This window comes from Streptomyces sp. S.PB5, from assembly GCF_030403745.1.
Taxonomy (GTDB): Bacteria; Actinomycetota; Actinomycetes; order Streptomycetales; family Streptomycetaceae; genus Streptomyces.
Window position 1 is genome coordinate 107,317 of sequence record NZ_JAQMWP010000025.1, and the last position, 20,530, is coordinate 127,846.

The 20,530-nt window shown below is 73.4% G+C and carries 3 protein-coding genes; all 3 read right to left on the reverse strand.

Annotated features, from left to right (window positions below):
- Positions 1–15 precede the first annotated feature (15 nt).
- A complete protein-coding gene (locus PH203_RS42935; RefSeq protein WP_289927584.1) occupies positions 16–5,514 on the reverse strand; it encodes a type I polyketide synthase in 5,499 nt (1,832 codons plus the stop codon).
- A 55-nt stretch (positions 5,515–5,569) separates the two neighbouring features.
- Positions 5,570–16,324 (reverse strand): type I polyketide synthase, encoded by a 10,755-nt coding sequence (locus PH203_RS42940; protein WP_289927585.1) that lies wholly within the window; start codon positions 16,322–16,324, stop codon positions 5,570–5,572.
- 34 nt (positions 16,325–16,358) lie between these two features.
- Positions 16,359–20,530: type I polyketide synthase (locus tag PH203_RS42945; protein WP_289927586.1), on the reverse strand; the 4,172-nt coding region annotated here is incomplete at its 5' end.

Here is a 20,530-nt window from a genome sequence, read left to right on the forward strand (position 1 = left end):
GATCCTGAACCGGTCTCATACGAGCCCGAGTTCTTCATCGATGAAGTCGAGGACTTCGTCGGCCGACGCGGATTCCAGCTTCTCCGCCACCGTGGAGACGTCCGTCTGCTCGACGACTCCATTGCACCTGGCCACCAGGCCCTGAAGGCGCAGCGTGATACTGGATTTCATGGACTCGTCGAGGATCACTGCACCGAGAATGGACTCGACGTCCTCGATCCTCGCGTTGACCCGGGACAGCACGTCGTCGCTGATTCCGAGTTCGGCGCGCAGATAGCGGGTGAGCACGAGCGGGGTCGGCTGGTCGAAGACGAGCGTGGCGGGCAGCTTCAGCCCGGTGGCCTCGCGGAGCCGGTTGCGCAGCTCCACCGAGGTGAGCGAGTCGAACCCGACCTCCTTGAAGGCGCTCTCGGGGCGGATGCTCTCCGGCCCGCTGTGGCCGAGCACGACCGCAGCCTGAGTGCGCACCAGGTCCAGGAGCAGGGCCTCCTGCTCGTCCTCGGTGAGCCCGGTCAGCCGGCCGAGCAGGTCGTCGTCCTTCCCGGCGGCCGCGCGGGCCTGCTGCCGTCCGGCCGGTACGAGGCCGCGCAGCAGCACCGGGACCGTGCCACCGGCGGCGGCAGCGGACCGTACGCCGCGCAGGTCCAGCTTGACCGGCACGAGCAGGGACTCCTGCGAGCCGACCGCGGCGTCGAACAGGTCCATGCCCTCGGCGGGGGTGAGCGCCACGACGCCGTCGCGGCTGGTGCGGCGGCTCATGCTCGCCTGGTCGTCGGCGTCGAGGTGGGTGGTCATGTTGGTGGCGTAGGCCCAGGTGCCCCAGGACAGCGAGAGTCCGGGCAGGCCGGCGGCCCGGCGGTGGGCCATCAGTCCGTCGAGGTAGGCGTTGGCAGCGCCGTAACCGCTGCTGCCCGCGCCGAGGAAGACGGAGGAGGCCGAGGAGTAGACGACGAACGCGTCCAGCTCCAGGTCGCGGGTGAGTTCGTCGAGGTGGCGTACGGCGTCCACCTTCGGCGCGAACACCCTCGCCAGGCGCTCCCGGTCCAGGCTCCCGACGAGTCCGGCCTCGAACACACCGGCCGTGTGCACCACGGCCCGCAGATCCGGGATCGAGGCCAGCAGGTCCTCGACCCGTGCGCGGTCCGACATGTCGCAGGCCACGACGGTCATCTCCGCGCCGTGCCCGGTGAGTTCGGCGACGAGTTCCCGCACGCCCTCGGCGTCGGGTCCGCGGCGGCTGGCGAGCACCAGCCGCCGTACCCCGCGCCGGACGACCAGATGCCGGGTGATGAGCTCGCCCAGCGATCCGCCGCCCGAGACAAGGACGGTCCCGCCCGCCCCGAACGCCGTCTCCGGGTCCGGGACCTGGGCGTCGGCGCGGGCCAGTCGCGGCACCGACAAGGCCGTGCCGCGCACCGCGATCTGCGGCTCGCCGGCGGCAAGTACCGTGCCCAGGACGGGCGCCGCGCCCGCGCCGGAGGCCGGGTCGGTGTCCAGCAGGACGAAGCGGTCCGGGTTCTCGGCCTGTACGGCCCGCAGCAGACCCCACACCGCCGACCCGGCCGGGTCGCTCACCGCGCCGTCACCGGCGGGCACCGCGCCCCGGGTCACGACGACGAGCCGCGACTCCTCCAGCTCGGAAGCGGCCAGCCACGCCTGCACGGCCTTCAGCACCCGGGTGGTCAGGGCGAGCACGGCGTCCTCGCTGTCGCCGCCGAAGGCCTCCAGGACGCCGACCGCCGAAGCGCCGACGCTCGGCACGTCCTCGGCACCGGCCACCGGCACCCAAGCGGGCGCGGGGGCCTGGGCCAGGGGAAGTTCGGTCCAGTCCACCCGGAACAGCGAGTCGTCGGTGGCGGACGCCGCCGTCTCCAGCTGCTCGGCGGAGATGGCCCGGGACACCAGCGAGTCCATGGTCACGACCAGGGCGCCGGTCTCGTCGGCCGCCTCGACCGACAAGGCGTCCGGACCGCTCGGCGCGACCCGCACCCGCAGCGCCGAGGCACCGGAGGCGTGCAGCACCAGTCCGTTCCAGGAGAACGCCAGCAGCGGCTGCCCGCCCTCCTCCCCCGGCGTTCCGGCCAGGGCCCGGAACGATCCGGTCTGCAGGGCCGCGTCCAGCAGGGCGGGGTGGATGCCGAACCGGTCCGCCTCCTTGCGCTGCTCGTCGGGCAGGGCGACCTCGGCGAAGAGCTCCTCGCCGCGCCGCCACACCGCCCGTACGCCCTGGAAGGAGGGCCCGTAGCCGACCCCGCGCTCGCGCAGTTCGTCGTAGAAGCCGGCGGCGTCGGTCTCCACCTGCTGTGCGCCCGGCGGCGGCCAGGCGGTGAAGTCGAAGCCGGAGTCGCGCGCGGGGGCGGAGGCCGACAGCGTGCCGGTGGCGTGCCGTGCCCAGGCGTCCGGGTCGGCGTCCTCGCTCTGCGAGTGGATCTCGACGGTCCGCGAGCCGGTCTCGCCCGGCGCCCCCACGGCGACCTGCAGCCGTACCCCGCCGTGCTCGGGCACGATCAGCGGCGCCTCGATGACGAGCTCCTCCAGCACCCCGCAGCCGGCCTCGTCACCGGCCCGCACGGCCAGTTCGACAAGCCCGGTGCCCGGCAGGAGAGCCAGACCGCCGATCGCGTGATCGGCCAGCCAGGGGTGCGACTTCAGCGACAGGCGCGAGGTGAACACCAGTCCGCCGGACTGCGGCAGGCGCACCATCGCGCCGAGCAGCGGGTGATCGGCCCCGGCGAGCCCGAGGGAGGCCGCGTCACCGCCGGTCTCGGTGGCGTGGAGCCAGTAGTGCTGGTGATCGAAGGCGTACGTCGGAAGGTCGACGCGAGTCCTCGCGGCCCTGGCGGGCACGATCCCTGCCCAGTCCACGGCGACACCGCGGACGAACAGCTCGGCCATGGAGGACAGGAACCGCCGCAGACCGCCTTCCTCCCGGCGCAGCGAACCGGTCACCACCGCACCGGCGTCGCTCTCGTCGACGATCTCGGTGACGGGCTGGACCAGGACCGGGTGGGCGCTGATCTCGATGAAGACGCCGTGTCCCTGGCGGATCAACTCCGCGACGGCGGGTCCGAAGCCGACCTGGCCGCGCAGGTTGCGGTACCAGTAACTCCCGTCCAGGACACCGGCTTCCTGGATCCAGTCGCCGGTGACGGTCGAGAAGAAGGGGAGCATCGGGGCACGGGCATCGACGCCGGAAAGGGTGGCGGTGAGGGTGGCCTCGATGTCCTCGACGTGGCGGGTGTGGGAGGCGTAGTCCACCGCGACCCGGCGGACCCGGACGCCGTCGGCCGACAGGGCCTCCAGTGCCTCGTCCAACGCCTCGGCGTCACCGGCGATCACGACCGACGCCGGGCCGTTGACTGCCGCGACCTCGACGCGGTCCGCCCAACGCTCCAGACGAGCGACGGCCTCAGAGACGCTGAGCGCGACCGAGGCCATGCCGCCCCGCCCGGCCAGCAGCTCGGCGATCGCCTGGCTCCGCAACGCCACTACGCGAGCGGCGTCTTCAAGCGAGAGCGCGCCGGACACGCACGCAGCGGCGATCTCGCCCTGCGAGTGGCCCACCACCGCGTCCGGCAGCACACCTACCGACGACCAGACGGCCGCCAGACCGAGCATCACCGCGAAACTGGCGGGCTGTACGACGTCGACCCGGTCCAGCAGCTCCGGGTCCGCCTCGCCCCGCAGCACATCCACCAACGACCAGTCGACGAACGGCTCCAACGCCGCCGCACACTCGGCGATCCGCTCCGCGAACACCGGCGAGGAGTCCAGCAACTCCCGGCCCATGCCCACCCATTGGGAACCCTGGCCCGGGAAGACCCACACCACGCTGCCGGGTGCGTCCGAGCCTCCGGAGACCAGGTTGGCCGCGCTCTCCCCTCGCTCGAGGGCCTTCAGCCCGGCCAGGGCCTCCTCCTGGGAGTCGGCCATGACGACCGCGCGGTCGCTCAGCACCGCCCGGCCGGAGACGAGCGCCCCGGCGACGCCGGGCAGCTCCTGGCCGCCGTTCTCGATGAACTCGGCGAGCCGACCGGCCTGTGCCGCCAGAGAGGCGGCGCTCCCCGCCGTCACGACCAGCGGGACGACGCCGACGGGTGCCGTGGCCGCCGGGGCGACGGTGCCGGACGCGGGCGCCTCCTCCAGGATCACGTGCGCGTTCGTCCCGCTGACGCCGAACGAGGACACCCCGGCCCGGCGCGGACGGCCCTGGCTCGGCCACTCCCGCGCCTCGGTCAGCAGCTCCACCGCGCCCGCAGTCCAGTCCACCTCGCTCGTGGGCCGCTCCGCGTGCAGCGTCCTGGGCAGCAGTTCGTGGCGCAGCGCCTGCACCATCTTGATGACGGCGCCCACGCCGGCGGCGGCCTGGGTGTGGCCGATGTTCGACTTCAACGAGCCCAGCCACAGCGGCTGTTCGGCGTCACGGTCCCGGCCGTACGTGGCCAGCAGCGCCTGCGCCTCGATCGGATCGCCCAGGGCCGTACCGGTCCCGTGCGCCTCCACCACGTCCACGTCCGCAGCCGAAAGCCCGGCGTTGGCAAGGGCCTTGCGGATCACGCGCTGCTGGGCCGGGCCGCTCGGGGCGGTCAGACCGTTCGACGCCCCGTCCTGGTTCAAGGCGCTGCCGCGGATCACCGCCAGCACCTCGTGCCCGCGCTCCCGGGCGACCGACAGCCGCTCCAGGACCACGACACCGACGCCCTCGGCCAGGCCCATTCCGTCGGCGCCGTCCGCGAAGGCCTTGCAGCGGCCGTCGGCGGCGAGGCCCCGCTGCCTCGAGAACGCCACGAAGTTACCGGGCGTGGACATCACCATCACACCGCCGGCGAGCGCCATGGAGCACTCGCCGCTCCGCAGCGCCTGCGCGGCCAGATGGATCGCGACGAGCGACGAAGAGCACGCGGTGTCCAGGGTGATCGCCGGGCCTTCGAGTCCGAGGACGTACGACACCCGCCCCGAGGCCACGCTCGACGACGCCCCGGTGCCCGAGAAGCCCTCCGTCTCCGGGGTCACCACACCGCCGCCCGCGCCGTAGCCCTGGCCGGACAGCCCGGTGAACACCCCGACGTCGGTGCCCTTCAGCGAGGCCGGGTCGACCCCGGCCCGCTCGATCGCCTCCCAGGAGGTCTCCAGGAGGAGCCGCTGCTGCGGGTCCATCGCCAGCGCCTCACGCGGCGAGATCCCGAAGAACCCGGCGTCGAACAGGCCCGCGCCCCGCAGGAACCCACCCTGGGTGACGTACGAGGTGCCGGGGTTGTCGGCGTCCTCGTCGAAGAGGCCCTCCAGGTCCCAGCCACGGTCCTCGGGGAAACCGGAGACGGCGTCGCCGCCCTCGGCGACCAGCTTCCACAGCTCCTCGGGCGAGGACACACCGCCCGGGTAGCGGCAGGCCATGGAGACGATGGCGATCGGCTCGCGCGCCTGGTCCTGGACCTCACGCAGCCGGTTGCGGGCGTTGCGGGCGTCGGCGATGGCCCTTTTGAGGTAGTCGCGGAGTTGTGCCTCGTCAGCCACTTGATTCAGCCCCTAGGAAGTGGATGTGTGCGATTGCCGTGGGTGTGGGTGCGGTTCAGTCGAGCTGCTCGAAGAGCGCGAACAGCTCCTCGTCGCTGGCGGTTTCGAGATCCTCGTGCGCCTCACCGGGTGCGGGGGCGCCCACCGTCTCGGCCGCCTTCAGCAGCTCCCGCAGGCGTACGGTGATCCGCTCGCGGGCCGTCTCGTCGGGTGCCGCGGACTCGATGGCCGCCTCCAGACCGGCGAGTCCGGCCAGCACCGCGTCGGCGGGGGACGCCTCGTCGACGGCGAGTTCGGCCCGCAGATACCCGGCGAGGGCCGTCGGCGTCGGGCAGTCGAAGACCAGCGTGGCCGGGAGCTTCAGGCCGGTCGCCTCACGGAGCCGGTTGCGCAGCTCCACCGAGGTGAGCGAGTCGAACCCGGCCTCGCTGAAGGCGGTCTCCGGCCGGATGCCCTCCGGGCCGCTGTGTCCGAGGACGACCGCGGCCTGGGCGCGCACCAGGTCGAGGAGGAGTGCCTCCTGCTTCGCCGCGGACAGTCCGACGAGCCGGTCGGACAGCTGCAGCCGCTCGCCGCCGTCGCCGCTCGTCCGCGCCTGCTGCCGGCCCGTGCGGACCAGGCCCCGCAGCAGATACGGCACTCCGCCGCCCGCCGCCGCGTCGGCCTTGACGCTGCGCACGTCGAGCTTGACCGGTACGAGAAGCGAGTGCTCGGTGCGCAGCGCGGCGTCGAACAGCTCCATGCCCTCGGCGGGCGGGAGCGCGAGGACTCCCCCGCGCCCTTCGCGTCGGCTCATCCGGTCCCGGGTGAGATCGTCGATGTTGCCCGCCATTCCGGTGAGCTGCTCCCACGGGCCCCACGACAGCGAGAGCCCGTGTGCTCCGGCGGCCCGCCGGCCCGCCATGAGGCCGTCGAGGTAGGCGTTGGCCGCCGCGTAGGCGCCGCTGCCGGCGCCCATGAAGACGGACGAGGCGGAGGAGTAGACGACGAACGCGTCGAGGTCCAGGTCCCGGGTGAGGGCGTCGAGGTGACGTACGGCGTCCACCTTCGGCGCGAACACCCTTGCCAGGCGCTCCGGGGACAGCGTCCCGATCACCCCGGGATCGAACACACCGGCCGTGTGCACGACACCGCGCAGGTCCGTCAGTGACGCCAGCAGCGCCTCGACCTGCGCACGGTCGGAGACGTCACAGGCCACGGCGGACACCTCCGCGCCCTGCCCGCCCAGCTCGGCGACCAGCTCCCGCACCCCCTCGGCATCCGGACCCCGACGGCTGGCCAGGACGAGCCGGCGTACGCCGTACCGGGTGACCAGATGCCGGGCCGCCAGGGCGCCGAGGGATCCGGCGCCGGAGACCAGGACGGTCCCCTCGGACCCGAACACCGCGGGTGTGTCGGCGAGTTGACCGCCGACGCGGGCGAGCCGGGGCACGGAGAGGGCCGTGCCGCGTACCGCGAGCTGCGGTTCGCCACTGGCCACCACCGCGGCGAGGACGGAGTCCAGCACCGGTTCCACACCGCCCTCGGCGGCGGGGTCGGTGTCCAGCAGGACGATCCGGTCCGGGTTCTCGGACTGCGCCGCCCGCACCAGACCCCACACCGCGGACCCGGCCGGGTCCGTCACCGCGCCGTCGCCACCCGCGGCGACCGCGCCCCGGGTCAGCACCACCAGGCGCGACTCCTCCAGTCCGGGTGCGGCCAGCCACACCTGCACCACGCCCAGCACCCGTGAGGTCAGTGCCAGTACGGAGTCCGGTCCGTCGCCGCCGACGGCCTCCAGGACGGCCACCGCCGGGGCGCCGCCGCTCTGGACCAGGGTGACCGTGTCCTCGGCCGAGGTCACCGGCGCCCACGCGGGGGCGGACTCCGGCCTCGCCGGGGGCAGTTCGGTCCACTCCACCGCGAACAGCGAGTCGGCGGCCGCCGAGCCGGCGCCCAGCTGCTGGATGTCGACCGCCCGCATGACCAGCGCGTCCATTGTCAGAACCGGGCTGCCGGTCGCGTCGGCCGCTTCGACCGACAGTGCGTCCGCACCGTTCGGCGCGACCCGCACCCGCAGCGCCGAGGCACCGGAGGCGTGCAGCACCAGTCCGTTCCACGAGAACGGCATCACCGGCTGTCCGGCGTCCTCCTCGCCGCTGTCCGCGGCGGCGAACGTCCCGGCCTGGAGGGCGGCGTCGAGGAGCGCGGGGTGCAGGCCGAAGTCACCGGCCCGCTTGCGCTCCTCCTCGGGCAGGGCGACCTCGGCGAAGAGCTCCTCGCCGCGCCGCCACACCGCCCGCACGCCCTGGAACACGGGCCCGTAGGCGTAGCCGCGCTCCAGCAGCCCCTCGTACAGGTCTGCGGTGTCCAGATCCACCTGCTCGGCGTCGGCCGGCGGCCAGGCGGCGAAGTCGAAGTCCGTCCCCCGCGTCGGCGCCGAGGGCGCCAGCACTCCGGTGGCGTGCCGCGTCCACCCGTCGTCGGCGGTGGCGTCCTCGCGCTGCGAGTAGATCTCCATCGTGCGCGAACCGCTCTCCCCCGGCGCGCCCACGGCGACCTGGACCCGCATGCCGCCCTGCTCCGGGACGATCAGCGGCGCCTCGGTCACCAGCTCCTCCAGCACCGCGCACCCGGCCTCGTCACCGGCCCGTACGGCCAGCTCCACCAGCCCGGTCGCGGGGACGAGCACGAGGCCGCCGACGACGTGATCGCCCAGCCAGGGGTGCGACTTGAGCGACAGCCGCGAGGTGAACACCAGCCCGTCGGACTGCGGCAGCCGCACCACGGCGCCGAGCAGCGGGTGGCCGGCGGCCGTCTGGCCGAGGGAGGTGGCGTCGGTGGGGGCCTGTGCGGTGTGCAGCCAGTAGTGCTGCCGGTCGAAGGCGTACGTCGGCAGGTCCACGCGGCCCGGCTGCGCCGCTTCGGCCGGGAGCACGCCGCTCCAGTCGACGGCGACGCCCCGGACGAACAACTCGGCGATGGAGGCCAGGAACCGCCGCAGACCGCCCTCCTCGCGGCGCAGCGTTCCCGTCACCACGGCGTCGGTCTCGCTGTCGTCGACGATCTCGTTGATCGGCTGGACCAGCACCGGGTGGGCGCTGATCTCGACGAAGGTCCGGTGGCCCTGGCGGATCAACTCGGCGACGGCGGCGCCGAATCCGACCTGGCCGCGCAGGTTGCGGTACCAGTAGGCGCCGTCCAGGACGCCGGCGTCCTCGATCCACCCGCCGGTGACGGTCGAGTAGAACGGTGCCACCGGGGACTGGGCGTCGATGCCGGAGAGGGTGGCGGCGAGGGTGCCTTGGATGTCCTCCACGTGGCGGGTGTGGGAGGCGTAGTCCACGGCGACGCGGCGCACCCGGACGCCGTCGGCGGAGAGGGCCTCCAGCGCCTCGTCCAGGGCCTGGGCGTCACCGGCGACGACCACGGAGGCCGGGCCGTTGACCGCGGCGACCTCGACCCGGTCCGCCCACGGCACGAGCCGGGCGACCGCCTCGCTCTCGCTCAGCGCGACCGAGGCCATGCCGCCCCGCCCGGCCAGCTGCTCGCGGATCGCCTTGCTGCGCAGGGCCACCACGCGTGCGGCGTCGTCCAGCGACAGCGCACCGGCGACACACGCGGCGGCGATCTCGCCCTGGGAGTGGCCGAGGACCGCGTCCGGGAGGACGCCGACCGAGGACCAGACCGCGGCGAGGCCCACGTTCACGGCGAAGCTCGCGGGCTGGACGACGTCGACCCGCTCCAGCAGTCCGGGTTCGGCGTCACCGCGCAGGACGTCGACGAGGGACCAGTCGACGTACGGCTGAAGGGCGGCCGCGCACTCGGCGATCCGTTCCGCGAAGACCGGCGAGGAGTCCAGCAACTCCCGGCCCATGCCCACCCATTGCGAGCCCTGGCCGGGGAACACCCACACGACCTTGCCCGGCGAACCGTCAGCGGTCCCCGACACCGCACCGGGCGCGCTCTCACCGGCGGCCAGCATGCGCAGCCCGGCCAGCGCCTCCGCCCGGGAGTCCGCCACGAGCACCGCACGGTCGCTCGACAGCGTCCGCTGGGCGACAAGTGCGCCGGCGACAGGCGCCAGTTCCGCACCGGCGTCCTCGATGAACGCGGCGAGCCGGCCGGCCTGACCCGCCAGCGCACCGGGACTGCGCGCCGACAGCACCAACGGCAGCACATCCGCGGACACCAGCGGCTGCCGCGCCTCCACGGCGGGCGTCTCCTCCGGGGGCGCCTCCTCCAGGATCAGATGCGCGTTGGTTCCGCTGACCCCGAACGAGGAGACCCCGGCCCTGCGTGGCGCGTCGGCGCGCGGCCAGTCCTTGGTCTCCGTGAGCAGCTCCACCGCGCCCGCGGACCAGTCCACCTTGGAGGTGCGCTGCTCCGCGTGCAGCGTCCGCGGCAGCACTCCGTGCCGCAGGGCCTGCACCATCTTGATGACACTGGCGACACCCGCGGCGGCCTGGGAGTGGCCGATGTTCGACTTCAACGAGCCGAGCCACAGCGGCTTTTCGGCGTCGCGGTCCTTGCCGTAGGTCGCCAGCAGCGCCTGGGCCTCGATCGGGTCACCCAGAGCCGTACCGGTGCCGTGGCCCTCGACGACGTCGACATCCGCCGGCGAAAGCCCGGCGCCGGCCAGTGCCTTGCGGATCACCCGCTGCTGCGAGGGCCCGTTAGGAGCCGTCAGACCGTTCGACGCGCCGTCCTGGTTGACCGCGCTGCCCCGCAGCACGGCGAGCACCTTGTGCCCGCGCTCCCGCGCCACCGACAGCCGCTCCAGGACCACGACCCCCACGCCCTCGGACAGCCCCATGCCGTCCGCACCCTCCCCGAAGGCCTTGCAGCGGCCGTCGCCCGCCAGGCCACGCTGCCGCGAGAACGCCATGAAGGTGGCGGGGGTCGCCATCACCATCGCGCCGCCGGCCAGGGCCATCGAGCATTCGCCCTGGCGCAGTGCCTGCGCGGCCAGGTGCATCGCCACCAGGGACGACGAGCAGGCGGTGTCGATCGAGACCGCCGGGCCCTCGAAGCCGAAGACGTACGAGACCCGGCCCGAGGCGACGCTGGACGCCAGTCCCGTGCCGGCGAAGCTCTCCATCTCCGGGGTGACCTCGTTGCCGCCGTAGCCCTGGCTGGAGACTCCGGTGAAGACACCGACGTCGGTGCCCTTCAGCGAGACCGGGTCGATGCCGCCGCCTTCCAGGGCCTCCCAGGAGGTCTCCAGGAGGAGCCGCTGCTGCGGGTCCATCGCCAGCGCCTCACGGGGCGAGATCCCGAAGAAGCCCGCGTCGAACAGGCCCGCGGCCTGCAGGAATCCGCCCTGGCTGGTGTAGGAGGTGCCGGGGTTGTCGGGGTCAGGGTCGAAGAGGCCCTCCAGGTCCCAGCCGCGGTCCTCGGGGAAGTCGGAGACGGCGTCGACGCCGTCGGCGACCAGCCGCCACAGCTCCTCGGGCGAGGTCACGCCGCCCGGGTACCGGCACGCCATCCCGACGATGGCGAGCGGCTCGCCGGTGTCGGCCGCGACGGCCGCCGGTGCGGTCTCCTCCGGTGCGGCCACCTCGCCGAACTCCTCGCGCAGACAGCGGGCGAGGACCTCGGGGGTAGGGTAGTCGAAGACGAGTGTGGGAGGCAGCTTCAGGCCGGTCGCCTCACGGAGCCGGTTGCGCAGCTCCACCGAGGTGAGCGAGTCGAACCCGGCCTCGCTGAAGGCGATGTCCGGCCGGACGCCGTCCGCACTGCTGTGGCCGAGGACGACGGCGGCCTGTGTCCGCACCAGGTCGAGCAGCAGGGCGTCCTGTTCGGCGGCCGTGAGTCCGGCCAGCCGGTCGGACAGCTGCCCGCTCTGACCGGCGGTGGCGACCGCTCGGGCCTGCTGCCGGCCCACGCGGACGAGTCCGCGCAGCAGATGCGGTACGACTCCGCTCGCCGACGCGTCGGCCCGAATGCCGCGCAGGTCCAGCTTGACCGGCACGAGCAGCGACTGCGGGGACGCGAGGGCGGCGTCGAAGAGCTCCATGCCCTCGGCCGCCGATATCGCCAGCACACCGTGCCGGTCGGCCCGCGCCTGGTCGGAGGCGCTGAGGTGGCCGGCCATGCCGAGGGACTGCTCCCACAGCCCCCAGGCGAGGGACAGGCCGGGCAGGCCCGCCGCCCTGCGGTGGCTCATCAGGCCGTCCAGGAAGGCGTTGGCCCCCGAATAGTTGCCCTGCCCGGCGCCGCCGGACAGACCCGCGACGGACGAGAACACCACGAACGCGTCCAGGTCCAGGCCGCGGGTGAGGGCGTCGAGGTGACGTACGGCGTCCACCTTGGGCGCGTACACGCCCGCGAGCCGCTCCGGGGTCAGCGTGCCGATCAGCCCGTCGTCGAAGACGCCGGCCGTGTGCACGACACCGCGCAGGTCCGTCAGTGACGCCAGCAGCGCCTCGACCTGCGCACGGTCGGACACGTCACAGGCCACGGCGGACACCTCCGCGCCCTGCCCGCCCAGCTCGGCGACCAGCTCCCGCACACCCTCGGCCTCCGGACCGCGACGGCTGGCAAGGACGAGCCGGCGTACGCCGTGCCGCGTGACCAGATGCCGGGCCACCACACCGCCCAGCGACCCGGCGCCGGAGACCAGGACGGTCCCCTCCGGACCGAACACCGCGGGCTCGTCGGCGATTTCACCCGTGGGGCGGGCGAACCGGGGAACGGACATGACCGAGTCCCGGACGGCGACCTGGGGCTCCCCACTGGCCATCACCGGCCCCAGTACGTAGTCGAGGGCGGACTCCACACCGCCGTCGGCGTCGGGGTCGACGTCCAGGAGGACGACCCGGTCGGGGCTCTCGGACTGGGTGGCCCGCACCAGACCCCACACCGCGGACCCGGCCGGGTCGGTCACCGCCGTGTCGCCCGCGGTCACCGCGCCCCGGGTTGCCACGACCAGCTGCGACTCGTCGAGGCCGTCGGCGGCCAGCCATGCCTGCAGTACGCCCAACACACGGGAGGACAGGGCGAGTACGGCGTCCTCGGTGTCGTCGCCGACCGCCTCCAGGACCACCACCGCCGGTGCGGCACCGCTCGCGGCGACGGCCGCCACGTCCTCCGGCGTGCTCACCGGCAGCCACGAAGGCGGCAGCTCCGACCCCGGAACCGGGGGCAGTTCGCTCCACTCCAGCCGGAACAGCGAGTTGGCGACCACCGCGTCGACCGGTGTCTCCAACTGCTCGGCGGACACGGCCCTGGACACCAGCGAGTCCAGCGTCACGACCAGGCCACCGGCCTCGTCGGCCGCCTGGACCGCCAGCGCGTCCGCACCGTTCGGCGCGATCCGCACCCGCAGCGCCGAGGCGCCCGAGGCGTGCAGCACCAGGCCGTTCCAGGCGAAGGCCAGCACCGGCGCCCCGGTGTCGTCCGCGTCGGTCGCGTTCCCGATCGTGGCGGCCTGCAGTGCCGCGTCGAGCAGGGCGGGGTGCAGACCGTACCGGCCCGCCTCCGCCCGCAGTTCCTCGGGCAGGGCGACCTCCGCGAAGACCTCCTCGCCCCGCCGCCACACCGCACGCACACCCTGGAACGCGGGCCCGTATCCGTAGCCGCGCTCGACCAGGTCGCTGTAGAAGGCGCCGACCTCGACCGCCTCCGCGCCGGCCGGCGGCCACGCGACGAAGTCGGCATCGGTGGTCTGCGTCGACGGCTCGGCCGACAGTGTCCCGGTGGCGTGCCGGGTCCACCCGTCCGGCGCACCCTCGCTCCGGGAGTAGATCTCCACGCTGCGCGAGCCGTTCCCGTCCGGCGCGCCCACGGCGACCTGGACCCGTACGCCGCGCTGCTCCGGTACCGCCAGCGGAGCCTCGATCACGAGCTCTTCCAGCACCCCGCAGTCGGCCTCGTCACCGGCGCGTACCGCGAGCTCGACCAGACCGCTGCCCGGGAGGATGACGACACCGCCGACGGCGTGATCGGCCAGCCAGGGCTGGGCCTTCAGCGACAGCCGCGAGGTGAACACCAGCCCGTCGGACTGCGGAAGCTGCACGACCGCGCCGAGCAGCGGGTGATCGGCCGCGGCCTGCCCCAGCGAGGCGGCGTCCGTCGCCGTGTCGGGTTCCTGGAGCCAGTAGTGCTGGTGCTCGAAGGCGTAGGTCGGCAGGTCGACGTCGGCCGCGGTGGCTCCGGCCGGCAGGACACCGGCCCAGTTCAGGGAGACGCCCCGGACGAACAACTCGGCCATGGAGGCGAGGAGTCGGCGCAGACCGCCCTCTTCGCGGCGCAGCGAGCCGGTGACCACCGCCCCGGTCTCGTCGACGATCTCGGTGATCGGCTGGACCAGCACCGGATGGGCGCTGACCTCGACGAAGACACCGTGGCCCTGGCTCAGGAGCTCCGCCACGGCGGGACCGAAGCCGACCTGCCCGCGCAGGTTGCGGTACCAGTAACCGCCGTCCAGGACACCGGCGTTCTGGATCCACTCGCCGGTCACGGTCGAATAGAAGGGCACCCGAGGGGTCTGCGCGTCGATACCCGCGAGCCGCTCGCCGAGCGTCTCCTCGATGTCCTCCACGTGCCGGGTGTGGGAGGCGTAGTCCACCGCGACCCGGCGTACGCGCACGCCATCGGCCGAGAAGGCCTCGAGTGCCTCGTCCAACGCCTCCGCGTCACCGGCAATGACCACGGAGGTCGGGCCGTTGACCGCCGCGACCTCGACCCGGTCCGCCCACCGCTCCAGACGAGAGGCCACCTCCGCGAGGCTCAGCGCGACCGAGGCCATACCGCCCCGCCCGGCCAGCTGCTCACCGATCGCCTGACTCCGCAACGCCACCACACGCGCCGCGTCTTCCAGCGACAACGCCCCGGACACACACGCGGCCGCGATCTCACCCTGCGAGTGACCGAGCACCGCATCCGGCCTGACCCCGACCGACGACCAGACGGCGGCCAGAGCGACGTTCACGGCGAAGCTCGCGGGCTGCACGACATCCACCCGGTCCAGCAGCTCCGGCCCTGCGTCCCCCCGCAGCACGTCGACGAGCGACCAGTCGATGTACGGCTCAAGGGCCGCCGCGCACTCCGCGATCCGCTCCGCGAACACCGGCGACGAGTCCAGCAACTCCCGGCCCATGCCGACCCATTGCGAGCCCTGACCGGGGAACACCCACACGACCTTGCCCGGCGAACCGGCGGTTCCGGACACCACACCGGGGGCGTTCTCACCGGCAGCCAGCGCGCGCAGCCCGGCGACCGCCTCCTCATCGGACTCGGCCACGATGACCGCTCGGTCGTTGAGCAGCGCCCGGTGGGAGATCAGCGCCCCGGCGACACCGGACAGCGGCTGACCACCCTCGTCGATGAGGTTCGCGAGCCGTTCCGCCTGACCGGCCAGCGCACCGGTACCGCGCGCCGACACCACGAGCGGCACCGCGCCGCCGGGGACGGCCGAGTCCGGGACCGTCTCCTCGGCGGAAGCGGGTGCCTCCTCCAGGATCAGGTGAGCGTTGGTGCCGCTCACGCCGAACGCGGACACCCCGGCCCGCCGCGGGTGACCGTTGCGCGGCCACTCGCGGGCCTCGGTCAGCAGTTCCACCGCGCCCGCCGACCAGTCGACCTTCGTCGAAGGCGCGTCCACATGCAGCGTGGGCGGCATGACGCCGTGCCGCAGCGCCTGGATCATCTTGATGACGCCGACCACGCCGGCGGCCGCCTGCGTATGACCGACGTTCGACTTCAACGAGCCCAGCCACAAGGGCTGTTCACGGTCGCGCCCGTACGTGGCGAGCAGGGCCTGCGCCTCGATCGGGTCGCCGAGGACGGTCCCCGTGCCGTGGCCTTCCACGATGTCCACGTCGGCCGGGGAGAGCCCGGCGTTGGCCAGTGCGCCACGGATGACTCGCTGTTGCGAGGGACCGTTCGGCGCCGTCAGACCGTTCGAGGCGCCGTCCTGGTTGACCGCGCTGCCCCGCAGCACGGCGAGCACCTTGTGCCCGCGCTCCCGCGCCACCGACAGCCTCTCCAGGACGACGACTCCGACGCCCTCGGCCCAGCCGGTGCCGTCCGCGGCATCGGCGTACGCCTTGCAGCGGCCGTCGGCGGCGAGGCCGCGCTGCCGGGAGAACTCGACGAAGGCGCCGGGGTTGGCCATGACCGTCGCGCCGCCGGCGAGCGCCATGGAGCACTCGCCGCTGCGCAGCGCCTGCGCGGCGAGGTGCATGGCGACCAGCGAGGAGGAGCAGGCGGCGTCGATGCTGACCGCGGGGCCCTCGAAGCCGAAGACGTAGGACACACGGCCGGAGGCCACACTGGTCGAGCCGCCCGTTCCCGCGAAGCCCTCGAGTTCGGGTGTGACCACGCTGGCGCCGGGCGCGACGTACCCCTGTCCGAACACCCCGGAGAACACGCCGACATCGGCGCCCTTCAGCGAGACCGGGTCGATGCCGGCGTGCTCGAAGGCCTCCCAGGAGGCTTCCAGGAGGAGCCGCTGCTGCGGGTCCATCGCCAGCGCCTCACGCGGCGAGATCCCGAAGAACCCGGCGTCGAAGAGGCCCGCCTCGTGCAGGAATCCGCCCTTGGTGGTGTACGACGTCCCCGCGCGCTCCGGGTCCGGGTCGTACAGGCTCTCCAGGTCCCAGCCGCGGTCCTCGGGGAAGTCGGTGACGGCGTCGCGGCCGTCACGCACCAGACGCCACAGGTCCTCGGGACCTGCGACGCCGCCGGGCAGCCGGCAGGCCATGCCGACGATGGCCACGGGCTCCCGGGAGGCGTCGATGAGCCGGCGGTTCTGCTTCTTCAGCGAGCCGACCTCTTCGAGCGACTTCCGTAGCGCCTCGACGACCGTCTCATACGACGCACTCACTTGATGTCCCCAATCTTTCCGCGGTGTCGAAGGATCAGTTGTCGCCGAGCGCCAGGTGCACGAGGTCGTCGACGTCCAGTTCGGCGATCGACCTCTCCTCGTCGGCGGCGTCGGGCGCGCCGATCTCCGGTGCGCCGTCGCCGAGGGCGGCGAGCTTGACCAGGGCATCCATCAGTCCGGCCTCCCGGAACCGAGCGAGCGGGAGGTTGACGAGGGCGTTGCGCAGGCGTTCCTCGTCCACTTCGGGGCCCGCCGTGCCACCGTCCGGGATGAGTTCGGCGTGCAGATGGCGGGCCAGGGTCTGCGGGTTCGGGTAGTCGAAGACGAGCGTGGCCGGGAGCTTGAGGCCGGTCTCCGCGCGCAGCCGGTTGCGCAGTTCCACGGAGGTGAGCGAGTCGAAGCCGGTGTCCTTGAACGCCGTGTCCGCGCCGATCGCCTCCGGTCCGGAGTGGCCGAGGACGATCGCGGCCTGGGCGCGCACCAGGTCGACGAGGACCTTCTCCTGCTCGTCGGCGGGGAGTGCGGCGAGACGGCGCAGCAGCCCGTCTTCCCTGGCCGATCCGGTCTGTGCCTGCTGCCGGCCCGCACGGACCAGGCCGCGCAGCATGTGCGGCACCGTGCCGCCCGCCGTCGCCTCGGCCCGTACCCCGCGCAGATCCAGCTTGGCGGGCACCAGGAGCGAGTGCGCGGATCCCACGGCGGCGTCGAAGAGTTCCATGCCCTCCGCCGGCGGCATGGCCTGGAGGCCACCGCGCCGGTTCATCCGGGACCGGGTGAGATCGTCGGTGCCCGCGGCCATACCGTCGGTCTGGTCCCACAGGCCCCAGGCCAGCGAGAGACCGGGCAGACCCGCAGCTCGCCTTTCCGCCATCAGACCGTCCAGGTAGGCGTTGGCGGCCGCATAACTGCCGCTGCCCGCGCCCATGAACACGGCCGAGACGGAGGAGTAGACGACGAACGCGTCCAGCTCCACGTCACGGGTCAGCTCGTCGAGATGGCGTACGGCGTCCACCTTCGGCGCGAACACCCTCGCCAGCCGCTCCGGGGTGAGGGTGCCGACCACACCGGCGTCCAGGACACCGGCCGTGTGCAGCACGGCCCGCAGCGGCTGCGCGTCGGAGATCGAGGCCAGCAGGGCCTCGGCCTGGTCTCGGTCGGACACGTCGGAGGCCACGACCGAGACGGACGCGCCCTGTGCGGTGAGCTCGGCGGCCAGTTCCTGGGCGCCTTCGGCGTCCGGGCCGCGACGGCTGGCGAGGACGAGGTGGCGGACACCGTGCCGGGTGACCAGGTGCCGGGCCGCCAGGGCGCCGAGCGAGCCGGTGCCGCCGGTGATCAGAACCGTGCCTTCCGGGCCGAACATCGGCGCCGCGCCCGGGACTTGGGCGGCGGCGCGGGCGAGCCGGGGCGCCGACAGCGTCGTCCCGCGGACCGCGACCTGCGGTTCGCCACCGGCCAGTACGGTGCCCAGGACGGCCGCCGGTCCGTCGTCGGAAGCCGGGTCGGTGTCGATCAGGACGATCCGGTCCGGGTTCTCGGCCTGCGCCGCACGAACCAGACCCCACACCGCCGAACCGGCCGGGTCGGTCACCGCACCGTCACCGGCGGGCACCGCACCCCGGGTCACCACGACAAGACGTGACTCCTCGGGTCCGCCCGTGGCCAGCCAGGCCTGTACGACGCCCAACACCCGGGAGGACAGGGCGAGTACGGCGTCCGCCCCGTCGCCGCCGACGGCCTCGACCACCGCGACCGACGGGGTCTCCCCGTTCTCGGCGAGGGCCTCGACCTCGTCCGCGGTGGCGACCGGCGTCCAGGAGGGTGCGCTCACGGAGGCCTGGGCCGGGGGCAGTTCGGTCCAGTCGACCTGGAACAGCGCGTCGGTCGTGTTGTTCCCGGCTCCCGCCAACTGCTCGGCGGACAGGGTCCGCAGCGTCAGCGAACGTACCGACACCACCGGGCCGCCGGCCTCGTCCGCCGCCTCCAGCGACAGGCTGTCGGACCCGGTGGGCAGCAGCCGTACGCGCAAGGCCGAGGCGCTCGCGGCGTGCAGCACCAGGCCGCTCCAGTCGAGCGGCTGGCGCACCGCCGTCGCCGTGCCGTGCGTGTGGGCGTGCAGGGCGGCGTCGAGCAGCGCGGGGTGGATGCCGAACCGCGCGGCGTCCTTGCGCTGTTCCTCGGGCAGGGCGACCTCGGCGAAGAGTTCCTCACCGCGCCGCCAGACCGCCCGCACGCCCTGGAAGGCGGGGCCGTAGTCGTGTCCCTGCTCGCCGAGGTCGGCGTACAGGCCGCCGGTCTCGACGGGTTCCGCACCGGCGGGGGGCCAGGCTGCGAAGTCGAAGAAGTCCGCCCCCTGGGCCGAGGCCGACAGGAGCCCCGCGGCGTGCCGCGTCCAGGCCTCCGCCTCGTCGGCGTTCTCCCGCTGGGACCAGATCTCGACGGTGCGTTCGCCGCTCTCGTTCGGCGCGCCGACGGCGACCTGGACCCGTATGCCGCCCTGCTCCGGCACCACCAGCGGCGCCTCGATCACGAACTCGTCCAGGACCCCGCAGCCGGCCTCGTCACCGGCCCGCACGGCCAGTTCGACGAGTCCGGTGCCCGGGAGGACGGTCAGACCGCCGATGGCGTGATCGGCCAGCCAGGGGTGCGACTTGAGCGACAGGCGCGAGGTGAACACCAGCCCGTCGGACTGCGGAAGTCGTACGACCGCGCCGAGCAGCGGGTGATCAGCCGCGGCCTGCCCCAGAGATGCGGCGTCGGTGGCGGCCTGCGCCGTCCGGAGCCAGTAGTGCCGGTGGTCGAAGGCGTACGTCGGCAGATCGACGCGGGCCTTGGCTGCTCCGGCGGGCAGCACTCCCGCCCAGTCCACGGGCACGCCTCGGACGAACAACTCGGCCATGGAGGCCAGCAACCGCCGGGAGCCGCCCTCTTCGCGGCGCAGCGACCCGGTCACCACCGCGTCGCTCTCGTCGACGATCTCGGTGATCGGCTGGACCAGCACCGGATGGGCGCTGACCTCGACGAAGGTCCGGTGGCCCTGGCTCAGGAGTTCCGCCACGGCGGGGCCGAAGCCGACCTGGCCGCGCAGGTTGCGGTACCAGTAACCGCCGTCCAGGACACCGGCTTCCTGGATCCACTCGCCGGTGACGGTCGAATAGAAGGGCACCAGCGGGGCCTGCGCGTCGATACCGGAGAGGGTGTCGGCGAGGGTGGCCTCGATGTCCTCGACATGGCGGGTGTGGGAGGCGTAGTCCACCGCCACACGGCGGACCCGGACGCCGTCGGCTGACAGGGCTTCCAGCACCTCGTCCAACGCCTCGGCGCCACCGGCGACGACCACTGAGGTCGGACCGTTGACTGCCGCGACCTCGACACGGTCCGCCCACCGCTCCAGACGAGCGACGGCCTCAGAGACGCTCAGCGCGACCGAAGCCATGCCCCCGCGCCCGGCCAGCTGCTCAGCGATCGCCTGGCTCCGCAACGCCACCACACGCGCCGCGTCCTCCAGCGACAGCGCGCCGGACACACAAGCCGCCGCGATCTCACCCTGCGAATGACCCAACACCGCGTCCGGCAGCACACCCACCGACGACCACACGGCGGCGAGACCCACATTCACGGCGAAGCTGGCGGGCTGCACGACATCCACCCGGTCCAACAGCTCCGGCCCGGCCTCGCCCCGCAGCACGTCGATCAACGACCAGTCGATGTACGGCTCCAGCGCGGCAGCGCACTCGGCGATCCGCTCCGCGAACACCGGCGAGGAGTCCAGCAACTCCCGGCCCATGCCCGCCCATTGCGAGCCCTGGCCGGGGAACACCCACACGACCTTCCCCGGCGCCCCGGCGCTCCCGGTCACCACACCCGGCGCACTCTCACCGGCAGCCAGCGCACGCAGCCCGGCGACCGCCTCTTCGGCCGAGTCGGCCACGACCACAGCGCGGTCCTTCAACAGCGCCCGGCCGGTAACCAGTGCCCCGGCGATCCCGGCCGGCTCCTGACCACTGTCCTCGATGAACGCGGCGAGACGGTCGGCCTGACCCGCCAGCGAGCCCGCGCTGCGGGCCGACACCACGAGCGGCACCACGCCCTCGGGCGCCTCCGTGTCAGGGACGAGCTCTTCGGGCGCCTCCTCCAGGATCAGGTGGGCGTTGGTCCCGCTGATGCCGAACGAGGAGACCCCGGCCCGGCGCGGATGCCCGTTGC